This window comes from Pseudoalteromonas sp. AS84 (assembly GCF_038900255.1).
Lineage (GTDB): Bacteria > Pseudomonadota > Gammaproteobacteria > Enterobacterales > Alteromonadaceae > Pseudoalteromonas.
In genome coordinates this window covers 1-15,347 of record NZ_JBBMQY010000016.1, presented here as the reverse complement: position 1 = coordinate 15,347, position 15,347 = coordinate 1, and the positions used below count along the sequence as shown (strand labels likewise).

Annotated in this window: 13 protein-coding genes; 8 read left to right on the top strand and 5 right to left on the bottom strand. The window is 38.3% G+C overall.

All coding sequences use genetic code 11. From position 1 onward, the window contains the following. Positions 1 to 31 precede the first annotated feature (31 nt). Complete coding sequence (locus WNY79_RS15125; protein ID WP_342876287.1) at positions 32 to 607, bottom strand: glutathione peroxidase; 576 nt, start codon at positions 605 to 607, stop codon at positions 32 to 34. An 81-nt stretch (positions 608 to 688) separates the two neighbouring features. Here WNY79_RS15125 and WNY79_RS15120 point away from each other — a divergent pair, with 81 nt between their 5' ends. The 3 genes from WNY79_RS15120 to WNY79_RS15110 all read left to right on the top strand — a co-directional run bounded on the left by WNY79_RS15120 (position 689) and on the right by WNY79_RS15110 (position 4,473). After that, entirely contained in the window at positions 689 to 1,177 is a 489-nt protein-coding gene (locus WNY79_RS15120; protein ID WP_170071700.1) for a GNAT family N-acetyltransferase, read from the top strand. 119 nt (positions 1,178 to 1,296) lie between these two features. Beyond that, on the top strand, positions 1,297 to 3,291 hold the full coding sequence (locus WNY79_RS15115; RefSeq protein WP_170071701.1) for an ATP-binding protein: 1,995 nt from the start codon (positions 1,297 to 1,299) through the stop codon (positions 3,289 to 3,291). Positions 3,292 to 3,345: 54 nt separating this feature from the next. Next, on the top strand, positions 3,346 to 4,473 hold the full coding sequence (locus tag WNY79_RS15110; RefSeq protein WP_170071702.1) for a response regulator: 1,128 nt from the start codon (positions 3,346 to 3,348) through the stop codon (positions 4,471 to 4,473). A 46-nt stretch (positions 4,474 to 4,519) separates the two neighbouring features. Here the strand turns inward: WNY79_RS15110 and queG are convergent, their stop codons facing one another. From queG to WNY79_RS15090, 4 genes are all read right to left on the bottom strand, one after another. After that, positions 4,520 to 5,653, bottom strand: coding sequence for a tRNA epoxyqueuosine(34) reductase QueG (queG, locus tag WNY79_RS15105; RefSeq protein WP_342876286.1), 1,134 nt, complete (start codon positions 5,651 to 5,653; stop codon positions 4,520 to 4,522). Positions 5,654 to 5,719: 66 nt separating this feature from the next. Then, a complete protein-coding gene (locus tag WNY79_RS15100) occupies positions 5,720 to 6,940 on the bottom strand; it encodes a methyl-accepting chemotaxis protein (RefSeq protein WP_342876285.1) in 1,221 nt (406 codons plus the stop codon). A gap of 45 nt (positions 6,941 to 6,985) precedes the next feature. Further along, positions 6,986 to 7,690 (bottom strand): glycerophosphodiester phosphodiesterase family protein, encoded by a 705-nt coding sequence (locus WNY79_RS15095; protein ID WP_342876284.1) that lies wholly within the window; start codon positions 7,688 to 7,690, stop codon positions 6,986 to 6,988. Next, the gene (locus tag WNY79_RS15090; RefSeq protein ID WP_076923687.1) at positions 7,687 to 8,553 is read right to left on the bottom strand and encodes a DMT family transporter; all 867 of its coding nucleotides are present in this window, start codon (positions 8,551 to 8,553) and stop codon (positions 7,687 to 7,689) included. Before WNY79_RS15090 ends, WNY79_RS15095 begins: the two co-directional genes overlap by 4 nt. Positions 8,554 to 8,877: 324 nt before the next feature. Here WNY79_RS15090 and WNY79_RS15085 point away from each other — a divergent pair, with 324 nt between their 5' ends. The 5 genes from WNY79_RS15085 (at position 8,878) to rlmB (ending at position 15,059) form a co-directional block, all read left to right on the top strand. Then, positions 8,878 to 9,981 carry a histidine kinase gene (locus WNY79_RS15085; RefSeq protein ID WP_342876283.1) on the top strand — a complete coding sequence of 368 codons (1,104 nt, stop codon included), beginning with the start codon at positions 8,878 to 8,880 and terminating at the stop codon, positions 9,979 to 9,981. Continuing rightward, a complete protein-coding gene (locus tag WNY79_RS15080; protein WP_076923684.1) occupies positions 9,978 to 10,592 on the top strand; it encodes a response regulator transcription factor in 615 nt (204 codons plus the stop codon). The genes WNY79_RS15085 and WNY79_RS15080 overlap by 4 nt, the downstream gene beginning before the upstream one ends. Positions 10,593 to 10,692: 100 nt before the next feature. Beyond that, positions 10,693 to 11,430: an enoyl-CoA hydratase/isomerase family protein gene (locus tag WNY79_RS15075; protein WP_342876282.1), complete on the top strand. Its 738-nt coding sequence runs from the start codon at positions 10,693 to 10,695 to the stop codon at positions 11,428 to 11,430. 393 nt (positions 11,431 to 11,823) lie between these two features. Beyond that, a complete protein-coding gene (rnr, locus tag WNY79_RS15070) occupies positions 11,824 to 14,319 on the top strand; it encodes a ribonuclease R (protein WP_342876281.1) in 2,496 nt (831 codons plus the stop codon). Next, positions 14,316 to 15,059: a 23S rRNA (guanosine(2251)-2'-O)-methyltransferase RlmB gene (gene rlmB, locus WNY79_RS15065; protein WP_007378377.1), complete on the top strand. Its 744-nt coding sequence runs from the start codon at positions 14,316 to 14,318 to the stop codon at positions 15,057 to 15,059. The genes rnr and rlmB overlap by 4 nt, the downstream gene beginning before the upstream one ends. Positions 15,060 to 15,347: the final 288 nt, after the last annotated feature.

The window sequence follows — 15,347 nt, the reverse complement described above, 5'->3', positions numbered from 1 at the left end:
GTTAGTTTCAACTAATTGTACCAGTATAAACTTATTTATTAGAAAACACAGTTTCAATTGCAGTAATCATTTGCTCTGAATCAGGTGCCACTTTACTGTTAAACCGTAAAATTGTTTTACGATCAGCAGACACTAAGTATTTATAAAAGTTCCAATTTGGAGAGCTAGTTTGCTCATTCAAATATTTAAAAATTGGATTTGCTTCGCTACCACGAACTTTGCTGGTGGCAAACATGGGAAAAGTTACACCATAGTTTACAAAGCATACTTTTGCTGTTTCTTTTTCATTATCTTCTTCTTGAAAAAAGTCATCAGAGGGGAACCCTAATACGACTAAACCTTGATCTTTGTATTGTTGATATAATGCTTCAAGGCCTTTAAATTGAGGCGTAAACCCACAATTACTCGCCGTGTTTACTATCAATAAAGGCTTATTTTTGAATTTGCACAAGTTAATCGATTCTTTTGAGCGAAGCTTTCGCATATCTACATTAGTAAAATCTTGACAGTCTTGGGCAGAGGTTTGGTTAATAGTTGATGATGTTTCAGCTTGGAGTGAAGCATTAATAAATAAAGCCATTAATCCTATTATAATTTTTTTTAGCATTACATTACCTAAAATTTACGATTGTTTGATTGGATAATCATACGCTAATATGGAACAAATTGATCAACCCTCAAATGACCTATGACAATCCGTTTAGCAACTATTAATGACCTTAAAGAAATTGTAGCCATTTACAACGAAACTATTGCAGGGCGAATGGTAACTGCAGATACCGAAGAAGTGACCGTTGACGAAAAACGTGACTGGTTTAATAGCCATAACGATAAAAGGCCTATTTACGTTTATTGCGAAAATAACCAAGTACTTGCTTGGGTGAGCTATAAATCGTTTTATGGTCGTCCTGCTTACGATGGCACAGTAGAAATGAGCATTTATATTACCAGTAAAGCACAAGGTAAAGGGCTTGGTAAAAAGTTAATGATATTTGCCCAAACACAAGCTAAGCAACTAAATATTAAGGTATTACTCGGTTTTATTTTTAGTCATAACTTACCGAGTGTTAAATTGTTTAAACATTTTGATTTTGCAATATGGGGTGAGTTGCCAAGTGTTGCAATAATGGATGATAAGGCGTACAGCCTTACTATTTTTGGAAAACATCTGGAATAAATTATTTTTCATAATGTTGTAATATTTTTTTACAAAATAAGACGAAGGGTTTATGCCAATTAAATAAAAATAGACTACGCTATTAACATATTAAGTTTATTAATTTGAAGTGTAGCTTGATGATTCGAAAAATATTAATTGTTGATAGTAGCAGTGTCATCGCAATGCGTGTGAAAGTGCTTTTAGAATTAATAGGATGTGAAGTCGAATTAATTCATTTCAGCATGCTAGACATGTATACCAATATAGGCGACTACGACTTAGTTGTTGTTGCCCATGGTGTGCCTGTTGATTCTATAAAACCCCTTGTTAGTGAAGTAGCGCAAGAGCGTTTTATGTTACTTGCTCCAAAAGCTGAAAGTGGTGAGCAACTAACTGCATTTAGTGAGCTAAATCATGCTGCGCCTGACGCAACCGTGATCTACCCGTTTTTTTCTAATAAAGAAATTACTTCTCTTTTAGAGAGCCTACTAGAATTAGGCTCTAATCATATTTTGCAATTACCCGCTATTTTACTCGTCGATCATGTTCCTGAACGCCTCGAAAAAATGAAAAATAGCTTAATCGGCGCTCATATAGAGACTCATACAGCAACCACCTCCGCAGAAGCTTTAGAAATTACTAAAGAAAAGCAAATCGATATACTGATAAGCGATTTTGTTTTAGATGACGGAACAGGTTTAGAAATTTTTTCAAACTTAAAAGTAACGCAACCACATTGTCGCTGCTTACTATTTACCTCACGTCCCGATCAAGTTTCGATGATTGAAGCTATTCGTCAAGGTGTGGAAGACGTACTTATTAAGCCACTGAACGACAGCTCACTATTACAATCAATACATAAATTATGGCAAACAGAGTTATTAAAACGCCATAACGCAGAACTTGTTGAAAGGCTACAAGATACAGTTGATGCCCTGATTGAAAAAGACAGTCTACTCCAGGTTATTTATAAGCATACGCCCGATGCAATTATGTTGTTTGAGAAATGCGGTAGGGTAATAGAAGCTAATGATGCTTGTTTAAAACTATTTAATTTACCGTTTAACGAACTCGAAGGTAAGTCAGTATTTAACTTTTTAGATGATGATTCAACGTTAGGTATTAAAGATAAAATTTCGACATTAAATAGTAATCGCCAATTTAGCTGCGACTTACGTTTATCTAAAACAGCAGGGGGATATATACCGTTGGTGGGGTCTTTTAATGAGATAGATCACCATGGCGAAATAGCACTTGCCGTAATATTTAAAAATGTAACTCATCTCAAGCAAAAGGAAGACTTACTACTTGAAGCAAAAGATATCCTTGAAGAGCAAGTAAGAGCACGTACTTCACAACTCGAGCATGCTAAAAATGTGGCTGAGGCTGCAAACTTAAGTAAATCAGAGTTTTTAGCAAATATGTCGCATGAACTTCGTACACCAATGCACTCTATTTTAAGCTTTTCTCGTTTTGGTCTAAGTAAATTAGATGCTGGAGATTTTGCAAAAGAAAAACTCATTAAATACCTATCTCGCATAGAGAGTAGTGGCGAGCGTTTACTGTCGCTACTAAATAATTTACTCGACCTATCTAAGCTAGATGTGGGTAAGTTTCCATTTAATCCTCGTCCATATAATTTATCGAACATCATTAAAACAAGTATTGATGATGTATCTGGTACGGCAATGGAAAAAGAAATTGAGATTGTATTTACCGCGCAGCCATTACCTGTAATTGCGCAATGTGATGAAGAGCAAATAAATCAGTTACTTCGAAACGTATTAGGTAATGCACTTAAATTTAGCGAACCAAAAAGTAAAATACGGGTAAATTTAGAGTCAGATAATAAGCTTGCTACTATAGAGGTTACCGATAATGGGGTCGGTATACCTGAAGATGAACTAGAGCATATTTTTACTAAGTTTGTACAAAGCAGTAAAACAAATAGCGGTGCTGGTGGTACAGGGCTCGGTCTTGCCTTGTGTAGAGAGTTTGTATCTTTACACCAAGGTGAGATCACTGCACGTAACAACGAAAATGGTGGCGCAACTATATCTATACAAGTGCCACTAGAAATAAATCTAGACGAGCATTTGGCTGAAGATCAATTAATACAGCACAGTAATTAATTGTTTTTTGGCAAGCCAAGTAACTTTTTTGAGAATTTGAATGGATGATAAATTATGGCCTTAACTAAAATACTTGCCGTTGATGACGAACCCTTTAACCTTGAAATTATTGAGGAAATTTTAGAGGAACTTGATTTTGAATTACAAGTAGCAACGAGTGGCCCTGAGTGTTTAAACATGGTTGAAGGTTATATGCCTCAGGTTATATTACTCGACGTAAGTATGCCGCAAATGAATGGTTATGAAGTATGTAAGGCACTTAAAGCAAATCCAAATACAGCACACATAATTGTTATGTTTGTATCGGCTCGAGGCACAGTTGAAGAGCGAATGGAAGGCTACTCGGTTGGTGCAGAAGACTATATTGTAAAACCCTTTGGCCATGATGAACTTAAGTCAAAGCTTAAAAATTTGAACCAAGTACTCGTTGAAAAACAAAGCCTTGAAAAGCAAGTTGAAGATGCTACATCTACTGCATTTAATGCCATGGCTAACAGCAGTGAGATGGGGCAAATAGTTAACTACGTTGAAAATATAGGCTTTATTAACGACCCTCAAGAACTAGGCAAAGCGTTGATTGATTGCCTGCAGTCTTTTGATTTACAAAGTAATGTTGAGTTTAGAGAAAATAATGAAATTAGTCATTTTGCGCTAAATGGCGTGTGCTCACCTATTGTGGTGGAGCTATTTGAAATGCTTAAAAACAAAGGTCGCTTACATGAATTTTCGCATCGAATTTTAGTTAACTATGAATTGATTAGCTTACTTATTTTAAATATGCCTGATCACGACCCTGATAAGCACGGGCGTATACGCGATCACGTGTGTTTTATTGTCAGTGTAACCGAGCAGCAGCTACGCGCCATCACGACTAAGAAAATGCTTGAAGCACAACAAGCAAAACTTAATGCCGTAGCAAGTACAGTCCATAGTAAGTTTCATGGCTTAATTAGCTTATTGAATGACAACCGTCAAAACAACGAAAAAGTGTTTAAACAGTTACAAGAAGAGCTTGAAGAGCGTATCCCAACAATGGGATTAGATGAAGACCAGGAGGTGTTTATTTATAAAAAAGTAGATGAAACTATCCAAAACTCAGTAGCCAGAGAGGAGTCTGTCATACAGGTAAAAGCAGCTTTTGCTGAAATTGAGCAAGATCTGTCATTGCTTTTAAAGAGCTAAATATACTTAATTAAATAATGTTACTTTAAGGCTTACACCAACTGCATTATGCATCTCTGGGTAAGCCTTTTTCTACTATTCTGATTAATCTGGCTGTTTTACGAATTTGTAATCGTTGCTTATCGTTTTGTTGAGTAAGCGCCCATTCAATATGTTCTAAAACAAGCTCGCTGCATATTTGGCTTTTATCCTGTAAGGCATGAATAATAGCCGGACTAAACTCTGCATTACCTAAACCGACCGCTATATTACGTAACCAACGTTCGTGACCTATGCGACGAATAGGGCTGCCTTCGGTATTTTTTAAAAATGTAGGCTCATCCCAAGCAAACAGCGCAAGTAAATCTTTATTTTTTAATTGAGTACGGGGATGAAAGTCATTTTCATCCGTTATTTGTCCATAACGATTCCAAGGGCATACCAACTGGCAATCATCACAGCCATAAATACGGTTGCCTAATAAAGTTCGGTATTGTTCGGGTATGGGTCCTTGGTGTTCTATCGTCAAGTACGATATGCATTTACGTGCATCAACAACGTAAGGCTCTACAATTGCACCTGTTGGGCAAAGAGTAATACAAGCAACGCATTTACCGCATCCCTCAAAGGTGTTCTCTGCATCTATTGGTAGGGGTAAATCAATAAATAGCTCGCCTAAAAAAAACCACGATCCTGCTTCTTGATTAATTAACAACGAATGTTTACCACGCCAACCTAAACCGGCTTTTTCGGCGAGTTGACGTTCAAGTACAGGAGCTGAATCGACAAAAGGCCTAAAGCCATATTCGCCAATTTCTTGTTCTATTTTTTGACCTAGTTTTTTTAAACGATTACGCATTAATTTATGGTAATCACGACCCAGTGCATAGCGGCTGATGTATGCTTTTTTTTTATTTTTTAAGGTTTTTGCAAAGCCTGCATCGGGAGGGAGGTAGTTCATTTTTACAGAGACTACACGCTGCGTACCTGGTACTAATTCAGCAGGGCGAGCGCGTTTCATACCGTGAGCAGCCATATAATCCATCGAGCCATGGTAGCCAGCATCAAGCCAACGTTGCAGTTGGGCTTCGTGCTTAGATAGGTCAATATCAGTAATACCTACTTCGCTAAAACCAAGCTCTTGCCCCCAGGTTTTTATTTGCAGGGCTAATTTTTCATAGTCTGGGGTAGGGTTGCTCACACACTTCACACACTTAAATTAATAGCTGCGTAATTTACCATATTTCTCTGAGCCCGAATACGCTTCTTAGCGCACAAAGCGCTTTAACTGTTGTTGGGTTTGTAAGCTTAACTGTTGAGATTGTTGGCAATCGCTAAGGGCTGTATCTATTTGCAGTTTAGCTTGCTCACCTAGCGCTACAATTTGTTCTACCGATTGGTGAGTATCGGTTTGAGTATCTTCAAGCATATGCACCGCGTTAGCTATTTGTTGTAACTGTTGTTGGTTGTGCTCAAATTCACTCAGCATTTTAGTAAAACCATCACAAGTGGCATTAATGGAGCTTTGTGCGTTATTGGAGTGGGTCATTAATTGCTCTGACTCTTTATTCGTCTCGTTTACTAAATCATTCATTTGAGTAATAAAGTCGCTTATTTGCCTAGTTGCGCCACTCACTTTGATTGAAAGCGTACGTACTTCGTCTGCAACTACGGCAAACCCTCTACCAGCTTCACCCGCTCTAGCTGCTTCTATTGCGGCATTAAGGGCTAATAAGTTAGTTTGATCAGAAAACTCTTCAACCATTTTTAAAATACTACGAATGTTTTCACTGTTTTCTTTCAGTCCCGCAATTGTATTTGAAAAGCTACCCAGCATATTAGTAATAAGTTTAACCTGTTCCACTAAAGCAGCGAGCTCTGATGCAGAGAGTTTTACGAAGTTAAGGTGCTCATTATTAACGTTATGCACGTTATCTGTATTATTCACAATGTTTTGTAGGCTTTGGGTTATTTGCATACTGGCATTAATAATACTGTGGCTTAATTGTATTTGTTGCTCACTTGATTGCTCAGTATTTTGCATTGATTGGGTGACTTGTGTATTACTGTGTGCACTAGCTTGAGCACTGTTATAAGTTGTGTTGAGTAACTCACTTAAATGGGCAGTAAACATATTGTACTGCGTACTTAAATCTTTAAATTCGTCATATGAAAAGTGGGGAAGTTTTGCTGCTAAATCTGCATCTTGCTGATTTATTTTTATTAAAGTATCGCGCATAGCAGTAACAGGGCGAACAATTAAAAAGCGCATATAAAAAAGAGTAAAAATAAAGCCAGATATAATAACAAGCGTAAGCAGCCAAAATAGTCCTGTACTCTGCTGTTGTTCGCTTAAGCTCTGATGCAGCCAAAATAACGTAATTGCTTGGAACAATAATACAAAACTTAAATTACCGACTATTTTACGCGTTAACGTAAAAAAGAATGTTTGCTCTATATAGTTATAAATCTTCATAAAACTACTCATTATGCTTAAGCCCTACGATTCTTATTTTGGTTAGGGAGATGTAAGTTAGCTTTTTTGTAACGATAACAAGTAAGCTTTGGTTCGCGCTGGGTAATTTGTAAAAATTCCGTCTATGCCGTACTCAAGCATTAGCGCTATATCTTGTTCTCTATCGACCGTATAAGCATAAATCTTTAAGCCTCTTTTTTTTGCATCATCGGCAAAAGCCTTATTTATAAAGGTTTTATCTGCATGTACGCTATAAGCGTTTAAATCACTTGCAAACTTTGCATAGTTAATTGGAATAGAAGAAGTAAGAGCGCCTATTTTAAGCCATGGTAGCTTGCTTTTAAGCCACTGTAGTTGATGATGATCAAACGATGATACTAAAATATTCGCTTTCGATATTTTGTTAGCTTCAATGTTTCTCTCAAGTTGAGCCACAAACCTCTCCAGTTCAAAAGTATGCTTAAGCTCAATATTCAATAAAGATTTATTATTATTCCAATCAAACAGCTGCTGAAGAGTGGGAATTTTTTCGCCATTTCCAGCATCAAGTTTAGAAAGTTCATGTGCAGTAAAGTTACTCACCCTACCTTTACCGCTGGTGGTTCTATCGAGCCATGAGTCGTGTATTACCATGTAATCATCTAAGGAACTTTGAATATCTACTTCAATACCATCGACACCTACTTTTAACGCTTCTAAAATAGCGCTTTCGGTGTTTTCAGGAAAATTCCCACTGGCACCACGGTGTGCAAATACTTTCATTGTCGAGCCTTTTTAGTGATTGACCACGTTTCAAAACAAGCGGCACTAACAATAAGTGCTCCACCAACTAACGTCATAACAGTAGGACGTTCATGAATTATTACTATAGCCAGTATGGTGCCATAAAGTGGTTGCAAGCAAGAAATTAACCCAGCGGTTGCCGCTGATAAATGCTTTAAACTTGCTGCAAATAATGAGTGAGGTGTAGCCGTAAAAATAATACCCGCTATAGCAATTAAAATCAGATCATGATCACTAACCTCATACACAGGCACTTCAATAAATGCGCACAGCATAATACTTGCCACTAAGGTTTGATAAAACATCGTTTGCGGCCCGCCATATTGGCTAAAGTAGCGCTTATGAGTAATGTTTCTGATTGAAAAAAACAATGCCGATATTACACCTGTCATTATACCCAGGGTTACATCGTCGCCTAAGTTTGCACTTGGTACTAATAGGTAAATACCTAAAACAACTACCACCGCACTTATTATATCTTTTGCTTTTGGCCTGCTTTTATTAAATAAGGGCTCTAAAAACACTGTCATTACGGGGTAGCTAAAAAACGCCAGCATCCCAATTGTTATACCGGCCATTTGCATACCAGCAAAATAGGTTACCCAGTGAATACCCACCGCAACCCCTAAAAATAATGCAATAAGGTAGTCTTTAGGCTTGTTTAGTTTAATTTGTTTTTTTTGAAAATACAGCATAGCTAAAATAGCCATTCCTGCAATTGCAGTTCTATAAACGGTAATATCTAAAGCATTTAAACCAATAAGCTTGGCAAATAGAGCGGTTCCGCCAAAAAGTAAAACGGCTATGTGTAAGTAAATCAGGCTTTGCTGTTGTGGTTGCATTAAAACGCTATCTCCTTTTTTTAATATCTTATCATTGAGGTTACTTTTACAAGATGAAATTTTCCCAATATGACAAAAGTCATTAAAGTTAATGACACTTCACACTCTTATTATTTTATTACACAGGCATAGTTAATGTACTCAACTGGAGGTTGCTATGAATACTTTAATTTTAATAAGCCTGTCTATTAGTGAATTTGTTGATGGGCTGGGCTTTACAGTTTCAATAAATGATTGCTTTATACTCATGAGCATTTTTATGTTATTTATATTTATTAATAAAAACAGTGCTATAAATAAAAAGAATAAGTCAGAGGCTCCAATATGGACACATTAAGTACAGCTAAAAAAACGTCAGGGAAAAAGTTTTGGGATTATGCACCGCTAATTTTCACCGGTTTTTATTTACTGCCCACCATTTTTAATGTTTCTAACTTAAGCGCAAATAACATTGTTATGACGTTCGCATTTTACATTGTTTTTATACTGCTTTACGTCAAGGCGATGGACTGCGAAAACTCTAATGTTACCAAGTTATTTGTAGTGATGTTATTGGTGTGCTTTAGTGCCACATTTTATACGTCAGGCACTTCAACGTTATTTGGATTTATTGCTTATATAGCGGGGTCATCATACAGCTACAAGCAGCGGGTTTTTGCAGCACTAGCGGTTATTGTAAGTGTTATAGGGGCTGCATATGCTGCTGATGTACATAACGTTAAGTACTTTTTTGCCGGATCTTTAATATTATGTGGGGCTTTATTTGCCTTTGGTATAGCAGGTCAAAAAGAGCGTTTACACAAAAAGCGCGAACAAGAAAGCGCTAACCAATTAGAGCAATTAGCAGCGATTGCTGAGCGAGAACGAATAGCTCGCGACTTGCACGATATTTTAGGCCACTCACTGTCATCTATTGCTCTAAAGGCTGAGCTTGCTAATAAATTAAACCAAGGAGAGCGCTACGCTCAAGCCAACAACGAAATAGCGCAAGTGGCAGATCTTGCAAGACAGTTACTTAGCGATGTAAGAAACGCAGTAAGTGATTTAAAACAGCTCAATCTAGTCAGTCAAATAGCACAGCTAGAGCAAAGGTTAATAGAGCAAGGCTTTAGCGTAAAGGTTAATGCAAATTTAAGTACTTTACCCGCTAAGGTTGAAGGGTTCGCTGGGTTAATAATTAAAGAGGCTGTGACTAATTTATTACGCCATAGCAGCACAAAGAATTGCGCAATAAATATAGATCAAACAGTGCAGCAGCTTCTCATTACAGTGATTGATTACGCGCCATGCAATACATTAAAAGCAGGTAATGGTCTAAATGGCATTACAGAGCGAGCAGAGCAATTAAAGGGCAGTACTAAGTTTACGTGTGGTGATACTTTTACACTAAATGTGATGCTACCAATCACAGATAAGGATTTACAATGATTAAAGTTTATTTAGTGGAAGATCAAGCGCTTGTTCGCGACGCAATCGCAGCACTATTAAGTCTCGATTTTAATATTGAGATTATTGGGCAAGCAAGTAATGGGCAAGATGCACTTAATGCAATTGAGGCGCTTGATAGTGATTTACATCCCGATATAATTTTAACCGATATAGAAATGCCAACCATGAATGGTATAGAGCTGAGTGAAAAAATAGCCGCTAAGTTCCCCGCTATAAAAATGGTTATTATGACCACATTTTCTCGTGCGGGTTATATTAGGCGAGCGCTTACGGCAGGTGTTAAAGGTTTTATTTTAAAAGAAGCACCCAGTGAAGAGCTAATAAATGCGCTTAAAAAAGTAATGCAGGGGCAAAAAGTAATTGACCCAGAGCTTGCTATTAATGCGCTAGACGACTCCGACCCGCTTACCGATAAAGAGCGAAAAGCGCTTAAACTTGCAAGCGACGGCCTTAAAACAAGCGATATAGCCAAGCAGTTATTTATAAGCGAAGGTACCACACGTAATTATTTATCAGACGCTATAGCTAAGCTAAACGCCACTAACCGCATAGATGCTGCGCGTATAGCTAAACAAAAAGGGTGGTTATAAATAGTGGGTTTATAAATTATAAGCAAAGTATTACTATGTTACTTATAAAAGTAACGAACGGCGCTTAAAGTTAGCTTAAAAAGCGCTAAAAGAGGGGTTAATGGCAAATCTAATAGAACTAACAACTAAAAATAACACAGCTATACTCACCATGAATACCGCTGAAAACCGTCACAATCCAGCGTTTTTGGCTGAGTTTAATTTACACCTTGATCACATCGAAGCAGATCAAAATATAAAGTCAGTTATTTTAACGTCTTCGAGCGATAAAAACTGGTCACTAGGTATCGACCTTCAATGGATGTCTAATCCAAGTATTTTACCAGCAGCAATTTCTGACTTTATGATTCAAATAAGCGACTTGTTTAAGCGCATAGTTACTTTTCCTATGCCTATTATTGCGGCGTTAAACGGACATACCTATGGTAATGGTTCTGTGCTTGCATGTGCGTGCGATTTTAGATTTATGAAGTCAGACAGAGGCTTCTTTTGTTTTCCTGAAGTGGATGTAATGGTGCCGTTTGTACCGTCGATGTTTCCTATAATTAATAAAGCAATTTCGCAAACATTCTTTAATCGTTTAGCTATGTCAGGAGAGCGTGTTGGTGCTGATCAGTTGCTAGACAATAAAGTGGTTGAAGCTACATTTATTAATAACGACGAACTACAAGCAGGTGTACTTGAGTTTGCCCAGCAGTTTAATAAAAACCGCTGGATTTACGCTCAAAATAAAACACAAATGAATAAGCAAATTTTGCTTACAATGAAAGAAGAAGACCCAAGCTTTATTGATAATATAAGCAAACTGCTCTGGAAAAACCTACAAAAAAATAAATAACCTGAACTCTGGTTAAGAGATTTACTAACGTATTGAATCATGGTGATATTTAAATTTATTTTCTCTAGCCAGAGATTTTAGTGAAAACAAGGCGAATTTACGCGTCAATAGCTGGCCTATTGCAAGTATATTCAACGCTGTTAGCGCTGAAAATAGCTGCTCGAGATAGATTTATTATCCAGAGCTCAGGTTATAATAGCGCGAAAGGGTTTTAGCATTACAACGAGATGACTAAACACTTTGCAGTTAAGGGGCCATTAAGCCCCATTGCGCTAGATTTTTAGGCTATACAGCTAAGGTAAAAGCGCTTTCTTAAAAGTTTAATAGCTTTTACCTGTCTCATTATAACTATATGGGTTAAAATACCTACATAACCAACTAACAAGATAGTGAATGTCAAACCAAGATCCAAATCTCAGTCGAGAACAAGAAAAGTACGAAAACCCAGTCCCTAGTCGTGAGTTTATACTTACTCACCTTCAAGAGCGTTCAAAGCCTGCTAACTACGCACAATTATGTGAAGAATTAGCAGTAAACGATGACGAACGCCAAATAGCATTTAAACGCCGCCTTCGCGCTATGGAGCGTGACGGACAGCTGTATTTTAATAAATTTAAATGCTATGCCCTAATTGACGAAGCCGGTTTAACCAAAGGCAAAGTAATAGGCCACAGAGACGGTTTTGGCTTTTTAGAAGTTGAAGGCGAGAGTAAAGATTGGTTTATTGCTAAACACCAAATGAACATGGTGTTACACGGCGACATTGTACTAGCTAAAGGCACTAAACGTGGCTCAGGCTCAAAATGCGATGCACGTATTATAAAAGTGCTTACTAACGAGCGCGCGCCAATTGTTGGCCGCTATTTTGTAGAGCATGGTGTTGCTGTTGTAGTCGCTGAAGATCCGCGCATCACGCAAGATATAATGATTTTACCAGGCAACGAAAACGGTGCCCGCCATAATCAAATGGTGCAGGTTAAAATTACACAAAACCCAAGCCGTAACATGAACGCGGTAGGTAAAATTATAGACGTACTTGGTGAGCATTTAGCCCCAGGTATGGAAATTGAAGTCGCACTGCGCAATCACGATATTCCACATGTATGGCCAGAAGAAGTTGAAGCACAAGTTGCCCACCTAGGTGAATTTGTTGACGAAGCTGACAAACAAGGTCGCGTAGATTTACGTGACATACCACTTGTAACTATTGATGGCGAAGACGCGCGCGACTTTGATGATGCCGTATATTGTGAACCTAAAAAATCGGGTGGCTGGCGCTTATGGGTTGCCATTGCCGACGTATCGCATTATGTAGGAATGAACACGCCGCTTAACAAAGAAGCAATTTTGCGTGGTAACTCAGTGTATTTCCCTGAGCAAGTAATTCCGATGCTACCAAAAGTGCTTTCTAATGGACTATGTTCGCTTAATCCAAAAGTAGATCGTTTATGTATGGTTGCCGAAATGACCGTATCGAGCGCGGGCAAACTTTCGGGCTATAAGTTTTACGAAGCGATAATGAACTCGCATGCACGTTTAACGTACACCAAAGTAAATGCCATTTTACAAAACGACGAAAAACTACGCGAAGAATATTCAGCCGTAGTGCCACATTTAACTGACTTACAGCAAATGTATATGGCACTTAAAGCAGCACGACAAGAGCGTGGTGCCATTGAGTTTGAAACCCTAGAAACACGTTTTGTATTTAACGCTCAGCGTAAAATAGAATCAATAGTGCCAGTTATTCGTAACGACGCGCACAAACTAATTGAAGAATGTATGATTTTAGCCAATGTATCGGCGGCTAAAATTCTTGAAAAGCACGAAGCAAGCGCGCTTTATCGTGTGCATGACGAACCAGACGGCGAAAAACTAGGTAACTTTACTAAGTTTTTAGGCGAGTTAGGTATTCAAAGCACATTAAGCGACGAGCCAACACCAAAAGAAATAACCCAAGTATTAGCGCGACTAGGTGACCGCCCAGAAGCCGAACTTATTCAAACTATGCTACTGCGTTCAATGAAACAAGCTGTATATCAGCCAGATAACATTGGTCACTTTGGTTTAGCGTTATCGGCTTATGCGCACTTTACATCGCCAATACGTCGTTACCCAGATTTAGTAGTACATCGTGCTATTAAAGCAGTTATAAAAGCACAAGGTCAGCAAACGTCTGGCGAATATGCTTATACCGACGACGAAGTTGATCAACTAGGTGAGCAGTGTTCTACCACAGAGCGCCGCGCTGACGATGCAACTCGCGAAGTAGCCGATTGGCTTAAATGTGAGTTTATGCAAGATCATGTAGGCACTGAATTTAACGGTGTTATTTCATCGGTCACTAACTTTGGTTTGTTTATTCGTTTAGACGATTTACAAATTGATGGGCTTGTTCACGTTACTAATTTAGGCGACGAGTTTTTTGCGCATGATGCAGCAAAACACACCCTAATAGGTGAGCACTCTCACAAAGTTTATCGCCTTGGCGATAAAGTAACAGTAAACGTTGCATCGGTTAGTTTAGACGATCGCCGTATCAACTTAACGCTTAAAGGCGATGTTGCACAAGACAGATACTCACGTCGTCGTGCGCCAAAAAAAGGTTCAGGTAAATCTGAGCATGCGCCAGCAAGTGTTCGCTCGCAATTAAAAGCAGGCAAAGTACCGGGTAAAAAGTCGCACAGCGATGACAAACCAAAGGGCAAAAAAAAGCCAGCAAATAAAGATAAAGGCAAGCCTGCAAATAAGTCTGCAACAAAACCCGCAGATAAAAAAGCAGCAGACACTGCCGTAAAGAAAAAACCGAAGAAGAAGGCAGTTAGAAAGCCTAAAAGAGCTGGCAAAAATGCCCGCAAAAGTACTAGTCCAGGAGCAGATAATACGTGAGTAATGAATTAATTTTTGGCTTTCACTCTGTTGAAGCAATTTTAGAAAGCGAGCCAGAGCGCTTTGTAGAAATTTACGCCCTTAAAGGCCGTGACGACAAACGCTCAACTCCGATTATTGATGAAGCACGTAAATTTGGCATTTCAGTACAGTTTATGCAGCGTAAAGCCCTTGATAGCAAATCAAAAGGTGAGCAGCATCAAGGTATTATTGCCAACGTAAAAGCTGCTCCTACATTTAATGAAAAAGATCTTGATGCGATAATCGCTCGTGAAGACACACCGTTTTTACTTGTACTTGATGGTATTACCGATCCGCATAACTTAGGCGCATGCCTACGTAGTGCAGACGCGGCAGGTGTTCACGCTATAATTGTACCTAAAGATCGCTCTGCAAAACTTAACGGCACAGCACGCAAAGTAGCTTGTGGCGCAGCCGAAACAGTACCACTTATTCAAGTTACTAACCTTGCACGCACGCTTCGCGAAATTAAAGATGCAGGCGTATGGGTTGTAGGCACTGCTGGCGAAACTGATAACCACGTATTTGATGCAAGCTTAACAGGCCCAATGGCTATTGTTATGGGCGCAGAAGGCGAGGGCATGCGACGCTTAACGCGTGAGCATTGCGATATGCTCGTTAAAATCCCAATGGCGGGTACTGTTTCAAGCTTAAACGTATCGGTAGCTACGGGTATTTGTTTGTTTGAAGTATTACGCCAACGTAACGCAAATAACTAATACCTAATAAATAATACCTAATTTAAATTAAGTATTAAAAAAGCCGAGATTGAAATTCAATCTCGGCTTTTTTGTGTCTGTAATTTACGCTTTAACTTTGTAAGCTTTGATAAACGGTTTAATAACAAGGCAATAATTTAGATGTGTAGTGCTTTTACATAAAAAATTATTAACGCAGCTAGAGAACCATTTATCCTATACAAAGCGCAGGTAAACGGTTTAATAACAAGGCAATAATTTAGATGTGTAGTGCTTTTACATAAAAAATTATTAACGCAGCTAGAGAAC

Coding starts and splice junctions, on each gene's coding strand:
- WNY79_RS15125 (WP_342876287.1), bottom strand. CDS start 607: ATGCTAAAAAAAATTATAATAGGATTAATGGCTTTATTTATTAATGCT.
- WNY79_RS15120 (WP_170071700.1), top strand. CDS start 689: ATGACAATCCGTTTAGCAACTATTAATGACCTTAAAGAAATTGTAGCC.
- WNY79_RS15115 (WP_170071701.1), top strand. CDS start 1,297: ATGATTCGAAAAATATTAATTGTTGATAGTAGCAGTGTCATCGCAATG.
- WNY79_RS15110 (WP_170071702.1), top strand. CDS start 3,346: ATGGCCTTAACTAAAATACTTGCCGTTGATGACGAACCCTTTAACCTT.
- WNY79_RS15100 (WP_342876285.1), bottom strand. CDS start 6,940: ATGAGTAGTTTTATGAAGATTTATAACTATATAGAGCAAACATTCTTT.
- WNY79_RS15095 (WP_342876284.1), bottom strand. CDS start 7,690: ATGAAAGTATTTGCACACCGTGGTGCCAGTGGGAATTTTCCTGAAAAC.
- WNY79_RS15090 (WP_076923687.1), bottom strand. CDS start 8,553: ATGCAACCACAACAGCAAAGCCTGATTTACTTACACATAGCCGTTTTA.
- WNY79_RS15085 (WP_342876283.1), top strand. CDS start 8,878: ATGGACACATTAAGTACAGCTAAAAAAACGTCAGGGAAAAAGTTTTGG.
- WNY79_RS15080 (WP_076923684.1), top strand. CDS start 9,978: ATGATTAAAGTTTATTTAGTGGAAGATCAAGCGCTTGTTCGCGACGCA.
- WNY79_RS15075 (WP_342876282.1), top strand. CDS start 10,693: ATGGCAAATCTAATAGAACTAACAACTAAAAATAACACAGCTATACTC.
- rnr (WP_342876281.1), top strand. CDS start 11,824: ATGTCAAACCAAGATCCAAATCTCAGTCGAGAACAAGAAAAGTACGAA.